Below are 22,155 nucleotides of genomic sequence, written 5' to 3' on the forward strand. Positions count from 1 at the left end.
TTTGAATGCCCCTTCAAAAAACAACAGTTAAACTGAAACCATAGTAATATGAAAAAACCTACTACTTTAAAATTAGTTTTAACTGTATTATTTTTTATACAGAGTTTTATTATGTTCTCTCAAAAGAATTTCGCCCCTCGTTTTGACACGAGTTTAAAAGGTGACATGCTTTTGATAGGTAATAATATTTTGAATAGAGATAACAATAGTAATGGCCAACGACCAAACGATGCCTTTAATTCTACGAACCAGAACAATAACGACCTTAATATGCAATATATTGATGTCGATAGTGATAATACCACTTTTAGTTCAAGTTCTGCTACTTTAGCTATTCCACAAACAAGTAGAGAATGTTATAAGATTGTTTACGCGGGGCTTTATTGGGCTGGTGTTTACAGTCAAGCTTCTGTAACTAATGGGACTGTAAATCGTGCCAATTTAGGTTCGATTAAGTTTAAGCTTCCTGGCCAGACTACTTATAATGATATTACAGGGTCGTTAATTTACGATTACTATCCTACAACGTCAAACGGTAGTCAGATGCCGTATGCATATTACTATGATGCAACAGCATTAGTGCAGGCATTAGCAAATCCTGAAGGAGTTTACACCGCAGCAAATATTATTTCAGGAAGAGGTGGTATAAATGGTGGTTTTGCAGCGGGCTGGAATTTATTTATAGTATATGAGGATCCAAAATCGTCTGCAAAATATATTACATCTTTTGACGGTCTTAGTTGGATCCAGGCATCCAGCGCACCGGTAACTTATGATATTTCTGGATTCAAAACTATTCCAACAGGAGTTGTAAAAGCAAAATTAGCTTTTGCTGCTTTAGAGGGAGATGTTAATCTTACAGGAGATAAATATTCTATAAATAATACAGATATTTTTACTGCAGAGCGCCCAGTTAATAACTTCTTCAATAGTACAATTAATGACACTAACGGGCCTTATACAGCGAGAACTCCAAACAGCGGTAATACACTTGGTTTTGAAGCAGGTATTATAAACCTTAATAATGCTTCAAATTCAATTATTAAAAACAACGATACTTCGGCACAATTAAAGCTTAGTACTGTAGGAGATGGTTATGGACTTTTCTTCAATGCTTTTAACGTTGAAATTATTGAACCGAAAATTGTTTTAACTAAAATTGTAAAAAATAATGCCGGGGTAGATATTGGAGGCCAAAATGTTACTTTAGGCCAGCAGTTAAATTATGAAATTGGTTTTAAAAATACAGGTAATGATAATGCCACCGAGTTTACGATTAGAGACCAGCTGCCTATTAATATTATTTTTAATTATCCGGCAGATATTGTTTCGTTACCTACAGGGGTAACGGTACAAAGTTATAATGCTGCAACAAGAAATATTGTTTTTGCAGTAAACAACAACGTTGTTAAAGTTGGTGATCCTGAAAAAATTATTAGTTTCAAGGTTCAGGTTGTTCCTGATTGTCAAAGTTTAAGCGAGGCTTGTTCTAACAGTATTGACAACTCTGCTTATGCTACATACAAAGGGCAGCAAAACACTAGTTTTATAATTTCTGATGACCCGAGTGTTAATACCAATACAGGATGTATTTTAGTTCCAAAAGCTACAAACTTTTTAGTTGGGGTAGATGGTTGTAAATATACTTCGAATGTTACTTTATGTGGGGAGAACATTAATTTAACAGCTGCTAATGGTTATACATCTTATACGTGGTATAGTGATGAAGCAAGAACAAATCAAATAGGTACAGGACAAACATTAAATGTAAAAGATCCTGGAACGTATTATGTTTACAATCTTGCAGCTGCACCTTGTAGATCAATTTATCAATCATTTGTTGTAACAAGATTTGGAAGCACAGTAGAGAATCCGGTAATACCATTTGCAGATCAGGTAGTAACTTGTTCTAATGATGGAAAAAAATTACCAAATATTTTCTTGTGCGGTTCAAATGCAGTCAGACAAATTACTACAAGCATTTCTGATGCAACAAGTATTGTTTGGGAAAAATTAGATGAAGGAAGCTGTGCTGCTGTAACGAATCAGAATTGTGCCAACGAAAATACAGCCTGTACGTGGGCCAGTGTAGGTACCGGACAAAATTATACAGCAAACCAGGCGGGACAATTTCGAGTAACATTAAATTATGCGGGAGGATGTTTCAACCGTTTTTATTTTAATGTTTATACGAATTTGTTAACTCCAACAGAAACGCATAAGGATATTATTTGTGGTGTTTCCGGAAGTATTACGATTGGCGGAGTGCCGGCAGGGTACGAATATGCTATCAGTACAGATCCTAATGGAACGATTGGAGCATATCAGGCAAGTAATACTTTTAATATTACAAACCCAAATTCATATACTGTTCACATTAGACAAGTAGGTGTAACTACTAATCCATGTATTTTTACTGTTCCAAATATTCTTATTAGAAAAGTAGATTTACAGATTAGCACAGCTGTTACGCAGCCAACTTGTTATGGAGATAAAGGAAGTATAAAAGTTGGCGCTCTTAATATTGATCCGCAATATTATTATTACTTATATAATAATGCGACAAATGTCCTTGTTAACAGTGCTGGTCCTATTGCGGCTTCAGATTATACTTTTGCAAATTTAAATCCCGGAATTACATATAGGGTAAGAGTTACAAATGCAGCTGTTGGTGGTACACCATCCCCGACTTGTGATGTGTCAAGTGTTATTCCTATAAATAATATTGCCGCTCCTCTAGTTGCAACGGCTGCCTTAACAACTCCGCTTACGGCATGCAGCGATGGTAAAATTACTTTATCAGGTTCTGGAGGAACAGCTCCATATTTCTTCTTTGTAAACGGGTCTGCTACTTTCCTTACTTCAAATGAAATTACTTTTACAACAGCAGGAACATACAATATTCGTTTAGTTGATTCTAATAACTGTGAGGCAACAACATCGATTACAGTTACAGGAAATCCTAAACCAGTTTACACTGTAACAAATACTGAAATTAATTGTAACGGTGGTACAGCTCAAATAAACATTAATGTTACAAACGCAAACGGATATACTTTACAATATAGTATTGATAATGGGGCTACATTTAGCAGTACTCCAGTTTTCTCTAATCTAACAGGCGGAACTTACAATGTTGTAGTTAGATATACTTTATCAGGAACAACTTGTACTGACCCTGCTACGAATATAACAATTACAGCTCCTGCAAATGCATTAAGTGCTTCTGCGGGTGTTTCTGAATTAGCAGGTTGTGATCCTTCTGGTAATGGTTTTGGTAAAGTACGTATTACAAACCCTCAAGGAGGAACTCCACCTTATACTTATAGTTTTGATGGAGGTACAACTTACGGAACTTCGAATGAAGCTTACGTAGCACCGGGAACTTATACACTTTATGTTAGAGATTCAAAAGGCTGTACATTCGCAATGCCGGGTGTTGTTTTAGATCCAAAACCGGCAGACCCTACAATTTCAGTTGACCCTCCGGTATTTAATTGTAACGGAACTGCAACAAGTACAGTAACGGTAACAAATGGAAGCGGAGCAAATTATAGTTATGAATATTATTTAGATAATGTTTTAAATACAAATACTCCTCCGAATGTTTTCTTAAATGTTCCATCGGGATCACATACGGTAAGCGTAAAATATAATTTGATTTCAGTACCAACTTATAGTAATTTATTACAAGAAGATTTTGGTTCTGGAGGAACTACAACAACTCCGGGTATTGCGGCGGCTTACTGTTTCAACGACCAAAGAGTAAACCCGCCATATACTTGTTCTTTAAATGGAACTCCAACTCGTTCTGTTGAAGATAACCAATATTCAGTTACGAGTTTCTTTTGGAGAAGTGATGATCCTGCTAGTAATAACACAGGAGCATGGTACCACTTTAAAGATCATACAACAAACCCTAATAACTTAGCAGGTGTTGGAGATGCAAACGGAAGATATTTATTAGTAAACATTGGAGGAGCAGCTGGACCTTACGGAGTTTTATATAGCAAACCAATTATTGATGTTATCCCAAATCAGCCGGTAATGGTCTCTTTGTATGTGGGTAACTTATTAAATACTGGTGCTAGTGGAGCAGCTCCAATTGTAAGATTTGAGCTGGTTGATGGTTCTGGTAATGTTGTAGCTACTCAGGATACGGGTAAAATTGCCGAAGCAGCAAATGACCCAAATAGAACAAAATGGGTTCCGATAAACATTTCACTAAACCCTGGAAATAACACAAACCTTACTTTTAGAATTCGTTCCGGAAGTATTGAATATGGTGGAAATGACTTAGTAATTGATGATATCTGGGTACGTCAGATTCCAAAATCGTGTATTACTCAAAAAGATTTCCCTATTGTTATCGACAGTAATAAAGCATTTTCGGCTTCTATAACAGGAGTTAAAAATGTTACTTGTAATGGAGGAAACAATGGAGAAATTACATTGGCAGCACAAAACTTTAATCTTCCTTATGGATTCGATTATTCTATGAATAATGGAGCTACTTGGGTGAACTCTAAAGTATCTCCTGTAACAGTAACAGGTTTAACAAGTCAAACATACGCAATTCAGATACGTTTCAACAATAGCGCATCGACTTGTAGTTTCCCATTTTCGCAGCCTATTACTGCGCCTGCAGCATTAGCGGTTACAGCACAGGTTACGGCTCAGCCTACTTGTACAAACGGTGCTTCGATTACGGCTGCAGTAACTGGAGGAACACCAAGTTATCAATATGAGTTGAGACAATCTAACGGAACTACAGTTGTAGTACCATTTCAAACTTCAAATGTATTTACAAATGTTGCTTCAGGAACTTATACTGTGGTGGTTAGAGATACAAACTCTTGTACTTCTCCAGCTTCTGCAACTGTAAATATTACTTCTCCAATAGCGCCTACAGCTTCTTTGGCAGCGAGTTCAGATTTATGTTATGATACTACTAATCAATCAACACTTGTTGTTACAGCTACAGGAACAGGAACTTTAACTTATAGTTTAGACGGCGGGGCTGCACAAACATCAAATACATTTACGAATGTAGGCCCTGGTACACATAACATTGTTGTAACAGACAGTAATAATTGTACAGCAGCAGTTAGCAATATTATAATTGCCCCAGAATTACAAGGAAGTGCAACAATATCTAAAACTTTAGATTGTACTACATCTCCAAACGCTGCTATTACAGTTTCTATTACTGGAGGTACAAGTGCCTTTACTTATAAAGTTAAAAAAGGCTCTGCAGCTTACGGCTCCAGTAATCCTGTAACCGGTAATTCATTTGTTTATACTGCTACATCAGCAGATACTTATACTTTCGAAATTACAGACTCAAAAGGTTGTGTTACTACTGTTAATGCAATAGTCAGCCCTATTACAAATCCTACCGTTACTGCCAACCCAACACAAATTACTTGTAATGGTTTAACAAATGGAAGTGTACAGTTAATAGGTGCTGGTGGTTCAGGAGGATATCAATATAATTTTAATAATGCAGGCTGGTCATCAACTTCTTTATACTCTAATTTAAGTCCAAATGTTGATTATACTTATTTGGTTAGAGATAGTAAAGGATGTACTTCTACAAGTGCTATTATAAGATTAACTCAACCAACTGCTGTATCAGGAACAATAACTGCTACAACTATTAAATGCAGCGGTACAGGTACAGTACCTGCAGTAGTTACGGTTAATGGCGCTGGGGGAACAGGTGCTTATAGTTATAGCTTTAATGGAACAGCAAACTTTACTAGTACAAATACATTTTCTACATCTACGGCTGGTGTAGTTACTGCTTATATTAGAGACGCAAATAATTGTCAGATAGGGCCTCTATCGGTTACTATTGATGCTTTAGACAGAATTACAGGAATTAACATAACAGATAGCGGATATGATTGTTCTACAAATCCTCCTGGAGGTCATGTAAATATCGCTGCAGTAAAAGTAGATGTTTCTGCACCAATTCGTTATCAGATAATTTCTGGTCCTGCAGGATATGATTCTGCTATAAATTCAGATGGCGAATTTAAATCGTTAACACCTGGTAATTATGTTTTTCAGGCAACTGATATTAAAACAGGCTGTTCTTTCACATTGCCTTACACAGTAAATGGAACTCCGGATATTATAACTGGTGGTTCTGCGTTAACAAATATTCAATGTAATGGAGGAACAGGAACACTTCAGTTTACTGTAAACGGTGTTAAAAACAGAGGTTATGATTACGCTATAACAAATGCGGGAGGAACTATTATTCAATCAGGAAATAACGTTTCTGAAACAACTACAGTAATAAATGTTACTGCTGCTCAGCCAGCAGGTACATATACAATTACTGCAACAGACAGATTAACTAAATGTCAGTCAGCATTTTCAGTTACAATAACTCAGCCAAGTTCTCTTGTAGATTTTACTGCGGTTTCAACTAATGTAAATTGTAATAATGATAATTCACAAATTACGGTTACAGCAACTGGCGGTACACCAAATTATACTTACGCTTTTGCGAAAAACCCATCAACAGTTCCAACATCAACTTACGGAAATAGTGCTGTTTTAACAGTAGATACTAATTCTGGAGCTGATTTAGTTTGGGACGTTTATGTAAAAGACGTAAATGGCTGTACAACGAAAAAGACTGTTACTATTGTTAGTGATAATTTACCAAGTGTAACTGCGACAAACAATAATCAATGTACAGGTTCAGGAAATTCATTTACGATTACTGCTTCGGGAACAGGATTGGCTCCGTTGACATACAGCATTGATGGAACTTCTTTCCAGACATCAAATACATTTACAGTACCAGCAGGAACTTATACAGTAACTGTAAAAGATAAAAATGGATGTACAGCAGCAACAGCAGCGGCATTAGTTATTTATCCGCAATTAACGGCTGTAGGTTCTGTTACAAAAGAATTAGATTGTACAGTTACTCCAAACGCAACAATTACAGTTACAATTGGCGGCGGAAGATCTACATATACTTACACAGTACAAAAAGGGGCAGGAGCTCCAAGTGCAGCAAGCACACCTATTACCGGACCAACATTTACTTATACAGTTACTTCTGCAAATGCAGATACTTATACATTTGTAATTACAGATGCTAATGGATGTCAGGCTACAGCGGTAACTAAGGTAGACCCTATTACAAGTCCAACAGTTACGGCTGTTCAGACCAATGCAAGCTGTAATGGTGCTGCAGATGGTTCAGTTACTTTAACAGGTGCTGGAGGATCAGGCGGATTCACATACAGCAACAATGCGACGACAGGATTTACTACTAATCCGGTATTCAACGGATTGGCAGCTGGTTCATATACTTTTTATGTAAAAGACAGTAAAGGATGTACAGGATCAGCAGTGGTTACAATTACACAGCCAAGTACTTTGGCCGCAACAGTTGCTGTAGTTCCATTTACATGTAATGCTTCAAATGCTAAAGCAGCAGGAACAGTTACAATTAATGTTACTGCAGGTACAGGAACCGCTCCTTATGAATATAGTTTTAACGGAAGCGGATACAGCTCAAATAATGTATTAACATTAAATGACAACGGAGCTAATCAGACATATACATACGCTGTTAGAGATGCAAAAGGCTGTCCGGTAACAGGTTCAGGAACTTTATTGAGACTAAACCCTCCAACAGATTTAACTTTTGCTTCGCCAGCGGTTACTTGTACAGCTACAACTACTACAGTTACAGTAACGGCTGTAAACGGAGTTGGAGCTTTACAATATGAGACAATTGCTCCATCGACAGTAATCATTGCTAAACAAACATCAAACTCATTTGCAAACCTTGCACCTGGATCTTATACTTTCAGAGTTACAGATGCAAACGGATGTTATTATACAGAACCTTACATTGTAAATCCGGTTACTCCAATTGCAATTACAGGAAATAAAACAAGTGATGTTTTATGTAGAGGAGGTTCAACAGGATCTGGAATTTATACAGTTTCTGGTAATGCCACAGTTGGTGCTTATACATTTACTTTAACAGCAGGAACTTTAGGTTCAGGAACATTAACACAATCAGGAAATACATTAACATTATCAAATGTTGCTGCAGGAACTTATACTGTTCAGGTTACAGATACTGCAACAGGATGTACTAATTCTGCAAGTATTGTTATTGGCCAGCCAGCGGCTGCTCTAGCAATTACTACAGCAGTAGGAACTAATGTAAATTGTAATAATGATAATTCACAAATTACAATTACTGCAACAGGCGGCACACCAAATTATACATACGCTTTCGCGAAAAGCCCGTCAACAGTACCGTCATCGGCTTATGGCGCTAGTAATGTTTTAACAGTAGATACTAATTCTGGAGCTGATTTAGTTTGGGATGTTTACGTGAAAGATGCAAATGGCTGTATTGCTAAATCTACAGTTACAGTTATTTTGGATGCAATGCCGGCAATAACTAACGTAACGGTTAATAATCAATGTACTGCTTCTGGAAGCGGATTCACTATTACTGCAACGGCTACAGGTTTAGCACCATTAACTTATGGAATTGCCGGTTCAACAGGAGCATTCCAGACAAGTAATATTTTTACCGTAGCTGCAGGAACTTATACAGTTTATGTAAAAGATAAAAACGGTTGTATTACTTCGGCTCCGGCTGCAACAGTAGTTTACCCGCAATTAACAGCAGCAGGTACAGTTACAAAAGAACTAGATTGTACAGCTGCTCCAAACGCAACAATTACAGTTACAATTGGCGGCGGTAGATCTACATATACTTACACAGTACAAAAAGGTGCTGGTACACCAAGTGCTGCAAGTGCACCTATTACGGGGCCTACATTTACATACACAGTAACGCCTGCAAATGCAGATACTTATACATTTGTAATTACAGACTCTAACAGCTGTACAAGAACTGCAGTTGTTACAGTTTCTCCAATTACAAATCCAACAGTTACGGCTGTTCAGGTAAATGCAAGCTGTAATGGCGCTGCAGATGGTTCAGTTACTTTAACAGGGGCCGGAGGATCAGGCGGATTTACATATAGCAACAATGTTGCAGGACCATTTACTTCTAATCCGGTATTTACAGGATTAGCGGCAGGTTCTTATACTTTCTACGTAAAAGACAGTAAAAACTGTTCCGGATCAGCAGCGGTTACAATTACGCAGCCTGTAACATTAGCCGCAACAGTAGTTGAAGTTCCATTCTCTTGTAATGCTTCAAATGCTAAAGTAGCAGGAACAGTTACTATTAATGTTACTGCAGGTACTGGAACTGCTCCTTACGAATACAGTTTTAATGGAAGCGGATATAGTTCAAATAATGTATTAACATTAAATGATAATGGAGCTAACCAGCCTTATACATACTCAGTTAGAGATGCAAAAGGCTGTCCGGTAACAGGTTCAGGAACTTTATTGAGATTAAACCCTCCTACAGACTTAACTTTTGCTGCTCCGGCAGTTACTTGTACAGCTACAACAACTACTGTTACTTTAACAGCGACTAATGGTGTTGGGACTTTACAATACGAAACAATTGCTCCATCACCGGTAATCGTTCCTAAACAAACATCTAATGCTTTTGCAAATCTTGCACCAGGTACTTACATGTTTAAAGTTACTGATGCAAACGGATGTTATTATACAGAATCATATACAGTTAATCCGGTAACTCCAATTACTGTTTTGGCGAGTAAATTAAGTGATGTATTATGTAACGGAGGCAATACAGGGTCTATAAGATTAACTGTTGGTGGTTTCGGCTCTACATATTCTTATACAGTTAATGGAGGTACAGCCGTAACGGGGGTTAGTACTGGAACGGTGACTCTACCAAATTTAACAGCTAATACTTATGCAATTGTTGTTACTGATGAAGTGACGGGTTGTACTGCAAACACTTCAATAATAATTAATCAGCCGGCAGCTGCATTATCTGCTACATACACAGCAGTAAATGCAAACTGTTTTGTGAGTACTTCTGCAGTGACAGTTACTGCAGCTGGAGGAACACCAATATACAGATATTCATTTGTTCAGGATGGCGCTTCGGCAGGAACTTATTCTAACAACAATAATGCAAACTTAGATCCAGCGGTTAACTTAAACTGGGATGCTTATGTAATTGATGCTAACGGATGTACATTTAAATTAGATATTACGATTTCTCAAGATGCTGTTCCAACTGTTACAGCTTCTGCTGCGGGTCAATGTTTTGGTGTAGGAAGTTATACTATTACTGCGACTCCGGGAGCTGGATTAGTAGCACCATTGAGCTACAGTATTAACGGCGGGGCTTCATATCAGGCAGGAAATACTTTTGTTATTACTACTCCGGGAAGCTATACGGTTAGAATTAAGGATGGTAACGGATGTACTGCAGATAGTAATGTTGTTATTGTAAATAACGCATTAACACTAAATGCTGTATTAGACAAAGATATTACATGTTCAGCACCAACAGATGCTCAGGTTACTTTGACACCAGCGGGTGGAATCGGGCCATTTACTTATACAGCTTCTCCTAACATAGGATCATTTGCAGGAAATGTGTTTACTACTAACTCTGCAGGTTCATATACTTTCACAGTAACTGACTCTAGAGGATGTACAGCAACATCTGCTGCAGTTATCGTTACTACTCCGGTATTACCAGAGATAACAGGGGTTACACAGACACAAAGTATAAATTGTAATGGAGATGCTACTGCAGCAATTGCTATTACAATTGATAATACAAAAGGACAGGCACCATTTGTATATACTGTTTTAAACACAACTACTGGTGTTAATTATGGTACGCAAACGTCTGGTTTAACTTCAGGTAATTATTTAATTACGGTTACTGACGCTAAAGGATGTACAGATACAGATAATATTTTTATTGCACAGCCTACACCAATTGTTGTAAGTAGAACGATCACTCCGATTACTTGTGGAGCTGGAGGGGTTTCTTTAGGATCTATTACTATTAATTCAGTTTCTGGAGGTACACCAAACTATACTTATCACGTAACAGGTGTAAACGGTTATAATAAACAAATTACAGGTCAAACAGGAGCTACAGCTGTATTTGAAGTTGTTGACTTTGGTTTATATCAAATTATTATTACTGATGCGAATGGATGTACAAATATTGAACAGAATGTATTTGTTGCGTCACCGCCAGATGATTTAGATATTACGGTAACAGCTCCACCGGCAGACTGTTCTTCATTAGGATCAGCAGTAGTAGCTATTGGTGCTGCATCTACTAATATTACAGGTAACGGTCCATTCCACTTTGCTGTTTACACAGGTCCGGGAATGACTTATACTGCTCCAACAACTTTACCATGGTATGATGAAGACGTTTTGGGAGTTCCGGCAGGAGTAAATCCAGGAAGTAAAAAAACAACGATACCAAATTTATTGCCAGGGGTTAAATATACTTTTATTGTACACGATGCAGGAACAGGCTGCTACTATTATGAAACAGCTACAATGCCTATCCCTACAAATTCTACTTTAACGGTAAGTGGATTAGCTGCTAATAATGTTACTTGTAAAGGAAGCAACAACGGAAATGTTTCACTTACAATAAATAGCACATACCCAATTGCAACACCAATTAGTTATGAGATATTCAACTCATTTACTATGGTTTCTACAGGGGTTACTGGAACAGGAACGGTTCCTGCTAATGGTTCACTTACACTTAGCAACATAGGTGCATTAGGCTTTGGAAATTATGTTGTTGTAATTAGAGAAACTGCAGGTGGTACAAATGCAGGATGTAGTATTGCTACAAATACATTCAACATTACAGAATCTGCTATTGATTTATCAGTTACAGCTTCAGTTACTAAAAATGCAAATTGTAATCCAAACTCTGGTATAATTACAGCTGTTGCAAAAGACGGAACAGCTCCATATACTTACCAATTATTATTGTCTACAGATCCTGCACCAACAGCAGCTTCTGCAGGTTGGGCTTCTGCAAATACATTTAACAGAAATGCAGGAAATTATATTGCTTATGCAAAAGATGCTTATGGCTGTATTAAATTCGCAGCTGTTACATTAAATAAAGATGCTGATCCTACAATTACAGCTCCTGCTGAAATTTGTTATGACGGTAATCCATTCACAATTGCAATTTCTGGAACAGTTGATCCTGCAATTGTTGGCGGGGCTACTTATAGCGTAAACGGAAGCACTTTCCAAACAAGTCCAAACTTTACGTTTAATGCTTCAGGTACTTATACTTTAGTAATTAAAGACGGTAATGGCTGTACCGCTACAACTACTTATGAAGTTAAACCGCAATTACAATTAAATGCTGCATTAACTAAAGAGTTAGATTGTACCGTAACTCCAAATGCTGAAATTACATTAACAGCAACAGGAGGTTACAATACAGCATACACTTATGAATATTCTACAGATGGTGGTCTTACATATACATTAATGCCATCAAATGTTCTATCAACTAGTGTTTTAGCAAATTATACTTTTAGAGTTAGTGATGCTAAATTGCCAACAGCATGTCAGGCGACAACTACTTTAACATTAGATCCTATCCAATCTACTGTATTTACTACAGTTCAAACAAATGTTAGCTGTAATGGAGGTTCAGATGGAACTATTACTGTAAATGTTACTTCAGGTGTTGGTCCTTACCAATACCAATTAGATGGTGGAACTTTCCAAACATCAAATGTATTTACAGGATTAACAGCAGGTACTGCATATATTATCACTGTAAGAGATGCTAAATCTTGTGATTATCCAAGCGCACCAATTACAATAACAGAACCAACAGCTTTAACAGCAACTTCTGTTTTAACAACAGGACTAACATGCGCTGCAGGAAATGTACCAACAAAAGCAGTAGTTACTGTAACAGCTGCAGATGGTACTGCTCCATATTTATACAGTTTTGATGGTGGAACAACTTATACAAGTACAAATACATACGAAGCTTTTGCCGGAACAACATTCAACGTTTTAGTTAAAGATGCTAAAGGATGTATATTTACTTTAACAAATGGTGTTAATATTCCAGCGTTAAATCCGCCAACAATTACAAATATTACAGGAACACCAATTTATTGTGCTCCAGCGGCAAGTACTACAAGTACAGTTACAATCACCACTACAAATGGTGTTGGTACTTTAGCTTACGCAATTTTATCACCTGCTAGTGCAACTTCAAACGTTTCAGGTGCTGCCAGCGGAATATTCACTTCATTAGCTCCGGATACTTACTTATTTGAAGTAACTGATGCTAACGGATGTAAAGATCAAAAATCATATACTGTTGATCCGGTAACTAATATTACAGTTGCAGGTCAATTAGTAAGTAATGTAGTTTGTAACGGAGACGGCAATGGTGCAGTTAAATTTACAGTTGCGAACTTTGGAGGTACTTATACTGCTGCATTAACAGCAGGAACAGGTACAGTAGCTCAGACAGGTAATATAGTTGACGTTACAGGATTAGTTCCTGGAACATATACTCTTGAAGTTACAGATGATGTTACACAATGTACAGCAACTGCTTCAGTAATTGTAACTGAGCCAGCAGTTCTAAACCTTAACTTGGTGAGCAATGTAAATGCAAATTGTAATTTTGGTGCAAAAGTTGAAGTTATTGCTTCAGGTGGAACACCAAACTATACTTATGCATTCGTTCAGGATGGTGTTGCTCCAGTAGCTGCAGATTATACAAATAGCGCAAGCGCTGTATTAGCTCCGGCAACAAACACTCAATGGGATGTTTACGCAAAAGATGCAAACGGATGTATCGTTAAACGCGATGTAACAATTGCTACAGATGCATTGCCAACAATTAATTCATCAGCTGGATTGTATTGTTACACAGGAGGTCCGGTGCCAATTACAATTACAGGAACTTATGTTGGTACACCAACATACAGTATTGGTAACGGATACCAAGCTAGTCCTAATTTTGTATTGAATGCACCAGGAAACTACACATTCTATATTAAAGATGGTAATGGCTGTATCGTTTCAAGCCCTTATACATTAAATCAGGAATTATTATTACAAGCTGCTTTAACACAAGATTTAACTTGTGCAGGATCAGCTAGTATTACATTATTGGCAACTCAAGGAACAACTACTTATACAGGATTTGAAGTTGACTTTAACGGAGGCGGATATGTTGCAGCAACATCACCTTATACTGCAGCAGCTGCTGGAACTTATACTTTCAGAGTAACAGACAGTCAGGGATGTCAGGCAGTTTCTATTCCGGTAGTAGTTACGCCAACAACAACTCCAACAGCAACATTAGCGCAAACTAACGTAAGCTGTATAGGAGGAAATGACGGAAGTATCATTGTTACTGCTGCAAATGGTATTACTCCATATCAGTATAGTATCAATGGAGGAGCTTTCCAGGCTTCAAATATATTCACAGGATTAACTGCAGGAACATACAACATTGTTGTGCGTGATGCTAAACAATGTTCTTCAGTAAGCATACAAGCTACAATTACTGAGCCTACAGCTCTTGCTGCAACAGCTGTGCTGACACAAGGCTTAACTTGTGGTACAGGAAATGCGACTCAGCCGGCAGTTGTTACAATCAATGTAACTGCAGGTACAGGAACAGCGCCTTACCAATACAGTTTCAATGGCGGAACAAATTACAGTACAGCAAATACATTTACAACGTATAATGCAGGAACAGTTACAGCTTATGTAAAAGATGCTAACAACTGTATCATTGCTGTGCCGGTTACTATCACTATCCCAGCGTTAAATGCGCCGACAAATATGGATATCACAGGAACACCTATTTATTGTGCTCCAGCGGCTAGTACAACAAGTACAGTTACAATTAGTAACGTAATCAACGGTGTAACACCACTTCAATATGAGATTCTTTCTCCAATTGTTGTGGCGAAACAAACTTCAGCGGTATTTGCAGGATTAACTGCAGACACTTACTTATTCCAGGTGACTGACGCTAACGGTTGTACTTATCAGGAATCATATACTATTAATCCGGTAACTAACATTACAGTTGCGGGTCAGTTAGTAAGTGACGTAACTTGTAACGGAAATGCAAATGGAGCAGTTAAATTTACTGTTGCAAATTACACAGGTACTTATACAGCAGTATTAACTGCGGGAACAGGTACATTAACTCAAACAGGAAATACTGTAAATGTTACAGGATTAGTTCCTGGAACATATACTCTTGAAGTTACAGATGATGTTACACAATGTACAGCAACTGCTTCAGTAGTTGTGGCTCAGCCAGCAGTTCTAAACCTTAACTTGGTGAGCAATGTAAATGCAAATTGTAATTTCGGTGCTAAAATTGAAGTTATTGCTTCAGGCGGTACTCCAGTTTATAAATATGTGTTCGTTCAGGATGGAGTTACTCCAAATGTTTTAGATTACGATACTGTTGCAAACGCTGTATTAGACCCAACTGTAAATACTCAATGGGATGTTTATGCAATGGATGCAAACGGATGTACAACTAAACTTGATGTAACAATTGCTACAGATGCATTGCCAACAATTAATTCATCAGCTGGATTGTATTGTTACACAGGTGGACCAGTGCCAATTACAATTACAGGAACTTATGTTGGAACTCCAACATACAGCATTGGTAACGGATACCAGTCAAGCCCTAATTTTGTATTGAATGCGCCAGGAAACTATACATTCTATATTAAAGATGGTAATGGCTGTATCGTTTCAAGCCCTTATACATTGAATCAGGAATTATTATTACAAGCTGCTTTAACACAAGATTTAACTTGTGCAGGATCTGCTGTTATCACATTATTGGCAACTCAGGGTACTCATACTTATGCAGGATTTGAGGTTGACTTTAACGGAGGCGGATATGTTGCAGCAACATCACCTTATACTGCAGCAGCTGATGGAACTTATACTTTCAGAGTAACAGACAGTCAGGGATGTCAGGCAGTTTCTATTCCGGTAGTAGTTACGCCAACAACAACTCCAACAGCAACATTTACACAAACAAACGTAAGCTGTGTAGGAGATAATGACGGAAGTATCATTATTACTGCTGCTAATGGAGTTATTCCATATGAGTACAATATCAATGGAGGGGCTTTCCAGGCTTCAAATATATTCACAGGATTAACTGCAGGAACATACAACATTGTTGTGCGTGATGCTAAACAATGTAGTTCAGTAAGCATACCAGTCACTATAACTGAGCCTGCCGCTCTTGCTGCAACAGCTGTGCTGACACAAGGATTAACTTGTGGTGCAGGAAATGCTGCTCAGCCGGCAGTGGTTACAATCAATGTAACCGCAGGAACAGGAACAGCACCTTACCAATACAGTTTCAACGGAGGAACAAATTATAGTGCAGCAAATACATTTACAACGTATAATGCAGGAACAGTTACAGCTTATGTAAAAGATGCTAATAACTGTACAATTGCTGTACCGGTAAGTATTACAATTCCGGCACTAGATCCTCCAACAATCGATTCTGTAACAGGAACAGATATTTGGTGTACACCAGCCGCAAACACAACAAGTACAGTTACTGTAACTGTTTCAAATGGTGTTGGTGCTTTACACTACGAGATTCTTTTACCGGCAAGTGCAGTTACTAATGTTTCTGGAGCAGCAAACGGAATATTTACTGGTCTTACAGCAGATACTTATTTATTCCAGGTAACTGATGAAAACGGATGTAAAGACGAGATGTATTACACTGTTGATCCGTTAGAAAATATTACAATTGCAGGTCTGTTAGTTAATGACGTAAGTTGTAATGGTGGTTCAAATGGATCAGTGAAATTTGATGTTGATAACTTTAGCGGTGCTTATACAGCTGCTTTAATTGGAGGGCCGGCAACAGGAACTCTGACACAAGTTGGAAAAGTAGTAACTTTAACAAACTTACCAGTAGGCACATATACTGTAGAAGTTACAGACACTACATCAGGATGTACAGCTTCTGCTTCTGTAATTGTTGGTGAGCCGTCAGCATTAACATTGACTGTGGCTTCAAATGTAAATGCTAATTGTAATTCAGGTGCTCAGGTTAGCGTAACAGCAGCAGGAGGAACGCCAAATTATCAATATGCTTTCGTTGCAGGCGCAGGAACACCAACAGCAGCAGATTATACAAACAGTAATAGCGCTGTTTTAGATCCGGCTGTTAACTTAAACTGGAGAGCATATGTTTTAGATTTAAAAGGTTGTGAAACATTTATCCCAATAACAATTGCGGTAGATCCATTACCAAGTGCAATAACAGCTAATGTTACAAGCCAATGTCCTACGGCAGCAGGTGAATATACATTTACAGTTACTGTTGGTTCTGGTGTTGCACCTTACGAATACAGTATTGGAGCTGGTTTCCAAACAAGTCCAACATTTACTGTAAACGCTGCTGGAACATACGATATAACAGTAAGAGATGCAAACGGATGTACAGCAACAGCAGCAGCTGCAGTAACTATTTCTCCAGCTTTACAGTTAGAGACTACAGTTACAACATTACCAAGTTGTACATTTAATAATGGTGTAATTACTGCAACTGCTACAGGCGGTTCTGCACCAGCAAATTATAGATATACTTTAGACGGAGGTGTAATTGTAAACACAACACCGGCAGTATTTAATAACGTTGCTCCTGGTACACACGTTATCAGAGTAAGAGACGTATTAACTACATGTACTTTTGATGTTACGATTGAAATTGCTCCGGCAACAGTTATTACAGGATTAGCCTTAGTTGGAACTAATGTTTCATGTAGAGGTAATTCAGATGGTTCAATCATGGCTAACATAGCGCCAAGTGCACCAGGTGTAAATGATAACCCTGTTTATACGTATACATTAACAGGAACTACAGTTTTAGGAGCAGCGGTTAACATACCAGCTCAAACTCAAAACATTTTTGATAACCTTCAGGCTGGAGATTATACTGTAACCGTAACTTCTGGAAGAGGCTGTGTTGATTCTGAGGATATTAGAATTCTAGAACCAAATGTAATTACAGTTAACGCACCAGTTATCACACAATACAATTGTACAACAGGAACAAATACTTCTAACTATGCAGTTATTACAGTAAATAATGTTACCGGTGGTTCTGGAACTTATACAATTTATGAGTTCTTTAAAAATGGTATTCTGGTTCAGAAAGGTACTGACAATGCTTATACAGAATCAGACTTTACTGGAGGAAATTACACTGTAAACGTTTACGATGATAAAGGATGTATGGGATCAAGTACAGGAACAATCACTGTTAATCCATTCATTCGTTTAGATGAAATAAATGTGGCTGTAAATACTGCAGTAACTTGTATTTCTAATGAAGATATTACAGTAACTGTAACTTCAATAGGAGGAACACCAGCATTATTAAATTATAATGTTGCAGGTACTGATGGAAACACATATAACCAATCGAATACAAATGGAGTTTTCACAGGACTAACTATCGGAAATTATTTAATTACCGTTACAAACCCTGCAACAGGATGTTCAATTGTACAAGCACATTATGTTAATGATCCTAATACTTTCGATATTAATGTAACGCCAGTTAACGGACAAATCTGTTACGGTACTGCAAACGGAAGCGTTGATTTAACTTTTGTAGACAATCAGTTAAACCCAACAAATGATGCAGGTGCATTCAACTATGTAATTACAGGACCAGTTCCTAGCAATGGAACTTCTGCAAATGCCGGCCCGGTTAGAATTTCTAACCTAACTGCTGGTCAATACACAGTTGTTGCAACACTAGTAAATAACCCATTCTGTACAGTTTCTGCATTGTTCACAATAGAACAGCCTACAGCAGCTCTTACAGTAACAACAGCGAAATCTGATATTACTTGTGTAACAGGAAATAACGACGGAGAAATCACTGCTTCAGCAGCAGGTGGATGGGATAATAAATACGAATACCAATTGGTATTGAACGGTACAACATTAGTTGATTACTCAGCTCAATTTGTATGGTCAGGATTATCAGCAGGTAACTATACAATTAACGTTAGAGATAATGTTGGATGTATCGCTACAGCAACAGAAGTATTAGTTGTTCCAGCACCAATCGTGGTTACTGCAGCAGCAAGTGCTACAACACTAACTTGTTTTGGTGATAAAACTGCAGTAATTACAGTTGATCCTCCAACAGGTGGCCAAGGAAGTAACTATCAGTATACTTTAAATATTCTTTCAGCAAATCCAGTTATTACATCTGGACCACAGCTTAGTCCAGTTTTCACAGGATTAGGCGCTGGAACTTACAGTATCACTGTTACTGACGGATTTAGTTGTTCTGCAACTTCAACAAACATTGTGATTAGTGAACCAACTGAAGTTATTCCAACTTTAGTAGAAGCTACTTCACAAACATGTTTAACTCAGGCAACACTTACTTTAAGTGCGGTGGGCGGAACAGCTCCTTATACTTATAGTACTGATGCTAATTTTGGAACAACTATTGGAACATTCAATGCATCAGTTACCTTCCCGGTTGCTGTTGGTAAATACAGCTACTTTGTAAAAGATGCTGTTGGATGTGTTGGGTATGTTTCTAATGAAATCGTAATTGATCCTCTTGAACCGCTTGATATTGATGTTGATGTTACAAATGCAGTTGTAAAATGTACAGGCGAAGCTACAGGAGTTATCGTAGCTGAGGCTAAAGGAGGTTTAGGAAACTATATCTATAGACTAGAGGATACTGCAGGAAACATTATCCAAGGTCCTAAAGACAACGGTATTTTTGAAGATTTAGTAATTGGTGATTACATTGTTAAAGTTGAAAGCGGAGATTGCGATGACACTTCTGCTACAATTACAATCAACGAACCGCCGGTTGCTTTACAAGCTCAGTTTACACCAACTAATGTTTCATGTTTCGGTGAAAACAATGGTAAAATTGTAGTAACAGCAACAGGTGGAACTGGAGTTATTAAATATGCAATCTCACCAGATTTGAATCAGTTTGATACAATCAGTGTTTTTGAAAAACTTGCTCCAGGAACATACACTGTAATTGCACAAGATGAAAACGGATGTTATGTAATGACAGACGTGATAATCACGCAGCCTGCAGCGCCGCTTATAGTTACGCCAGGTTCAATATTAGGTGAACAATGTAAAGGAGATTTAAATGGTGAGTTTACAATTGATATAACAGGAGGAACTGCTCCATATACTGTAAGTCTTGACGTATTAGCAGGTCCTTATAGTCCGGTAACAGGAACACAACATACATTCGATAACCTTGCAGGAGGTAACCATACCGCTTATGTTAAAGATGCAAATGGTTGTAACTATGAAGTTACGGTTCTTGTGCCGCTGCCAGTTGATATCGACCCTAAAGCAGATGTTGTTTATGGTTGCGAAACTAATACTGTTACAGTAACTATAGATCCATCTGTAGATTCTAGCGAAGTTGATTATGCTTTGGACGTTCAGGCTGGTCCATATCAATTAGAGAATGAGTTTAAAGATGTTGCTCCTGGTACACACGTAATTTATGCCAGACATACTAACGGATGTATTCAGCCAACAGCAAGTTTCACAATCGAGGCATTTGACGAATTAGATATTCAATTAGCTGCCGGACAACCGGAAATGAACGTAATTTCAGTTGTTGGTATAGGCGGAAGACCGGCTTATGAATACAGTATCAACGGTGGTCCATTTACATCTGAAAGTAAATTCAAAATCTACCAGTCTGGTGATTATGTAATAACTGTAAGAGATCAAAACGGATGTACAGATACAATTACGGTTCCAATGACATATATTGATGTTTGTCTTGACAATTACTTTACACCAAACGGTACTCACGATGGATGGGGACCTGGTTGTACAAATATTTACACTAATCTTGAGTTTGCGATCTTTGATAGATACGGACGTCAGATTGCTAAATATCATTATGGTCAAAAATGGGATGGTAGATACAATGGCGAGGAATTACCAACAGGTGATTACTGGTATGTTCTTAAACTTAATGACGTGAATGATGCAAGAGAGTTTGTTGGACATTTCACTTTATACAGATAACAAAATATAGCCCCTTATGATGTTATCTAAAAAAATTATTACAATGAAAAAGTTTATTTTATCCTTAGTACTCATGGCTGTAACAACAAGTTACAGCCAAGAGTTAAACCTACCAGTTTTTACTCAGTATCTGGCTGATAACCCTTTTGTGCTTTCTCCTGCTTATGCAGGTATTGGTGATAACCTTAGAATTAGAGCCAATGGTTTAACACAATGGGTTGGAATTAAAGATGCACCGCAGAACCAGTCGCTTTATGCCGATTTCAGAATCTTAGATCGTTCGGGTGTGGGTATATCGCTTTATAACGATAAAAACGGATATACCAGGCAAACCGGAGCTAAAGTTTCTTTTGCGCATCACCTTATCTTAGACTATTATTCTAAACAGTATTTGTCTTTTGGTATTTCATACAATTTCAATACGTTTAGAATTGATACTGATGAGTTTAATACCACAATCAATCATCCTGTAATTGATCCTACTGTTACAGATAATCGTTACAATGCAAACAACAACTTTGACATTAGTGCCTTGTACCGAAATAAAGACTTTTATTTGAGTTTTAATGCGAATAACGTATTAAAGAAAAATACATCTAAGTATCGTGGAGTAGAACCAAACCTGCTTTCAAACTATCAGGTTTATACTGGTTATGTTTTCCATGATGCAGAAAACAGCCGTATAGAATATGAGCCATCAATTTTCTATCAGTATTTTGCAAGTGATAAACGTTCAACAACCGATTTTAACTTCAAATACAGAAGATACAATCGCTACGAAGACTATTACTGGATAGGGGTTTCATACCGTTTCTTAAACGACCAGTTTCCAAAGCCGCTATCAATTGGGCCAATGGCAGGTTTTATGAAATCTAAATTTTACTTTGGATATTCTTATCAAATTATGTTCAACGATTTAGGGGCTTACAATTCAGGAACACACGTGGTAACCATTGGTTTCGATTTCTTGCAAGCCATCAGTAACTGTCCTTGTACACAGAGTCCGGTACATGATTAATCGCCAAAAGACGATTATTTTAAAATAGGCTGAACAGCCCAAAATTATAAAGCGAGTCGCAATATTAT

At 37.6% G+C, this 22,155-nt stretch carries 2 protein-coding genes; both read left to right on the forward strand.

Annotated features, from left to right (window positions below):
- The first annotated feature begins 48 nt into the window (after positions 1-48).
- The gene (locus LUU93_RS07300; RefSeq protein WP_232679814.1) at positions 49-21,069 is read left to right on the forward strand and encodes a T9SS type B sorting domain-containing protein; all 21,021 of its coding nucleotides are present in this window, start codon (positions 49-51) and stop codon (positions 21,067-21,069) included.
- A gap of 43 nt (positions 21,070-21,112) precedes the next feature.
- Positions 21,113-22,087 (forward strand): PorP/SprF family type IX secretion system membrane protein, encoded by a 975-nt coding sequence (locus tag LUU93_RS07305; RefSeq protein WP_232679816.1) that lies wholly within the window; start codon positions 21,113-21,115, stop codon positions 22,085-22,087.
- Positions 22,088-22,155 lie beyond the last annotated feature (68 nt).

It is taken from the genome of Flavobacterium soyae (assembly GCF_021245985.1).
In the GTDB taxonomy this organism is placed as follows: Bacteria; Bacteroidota; Bacteroidia; order Flavobacteriales; family Flavobacteriaceae; genus Flavobacterium; species Flavobacterium soyae.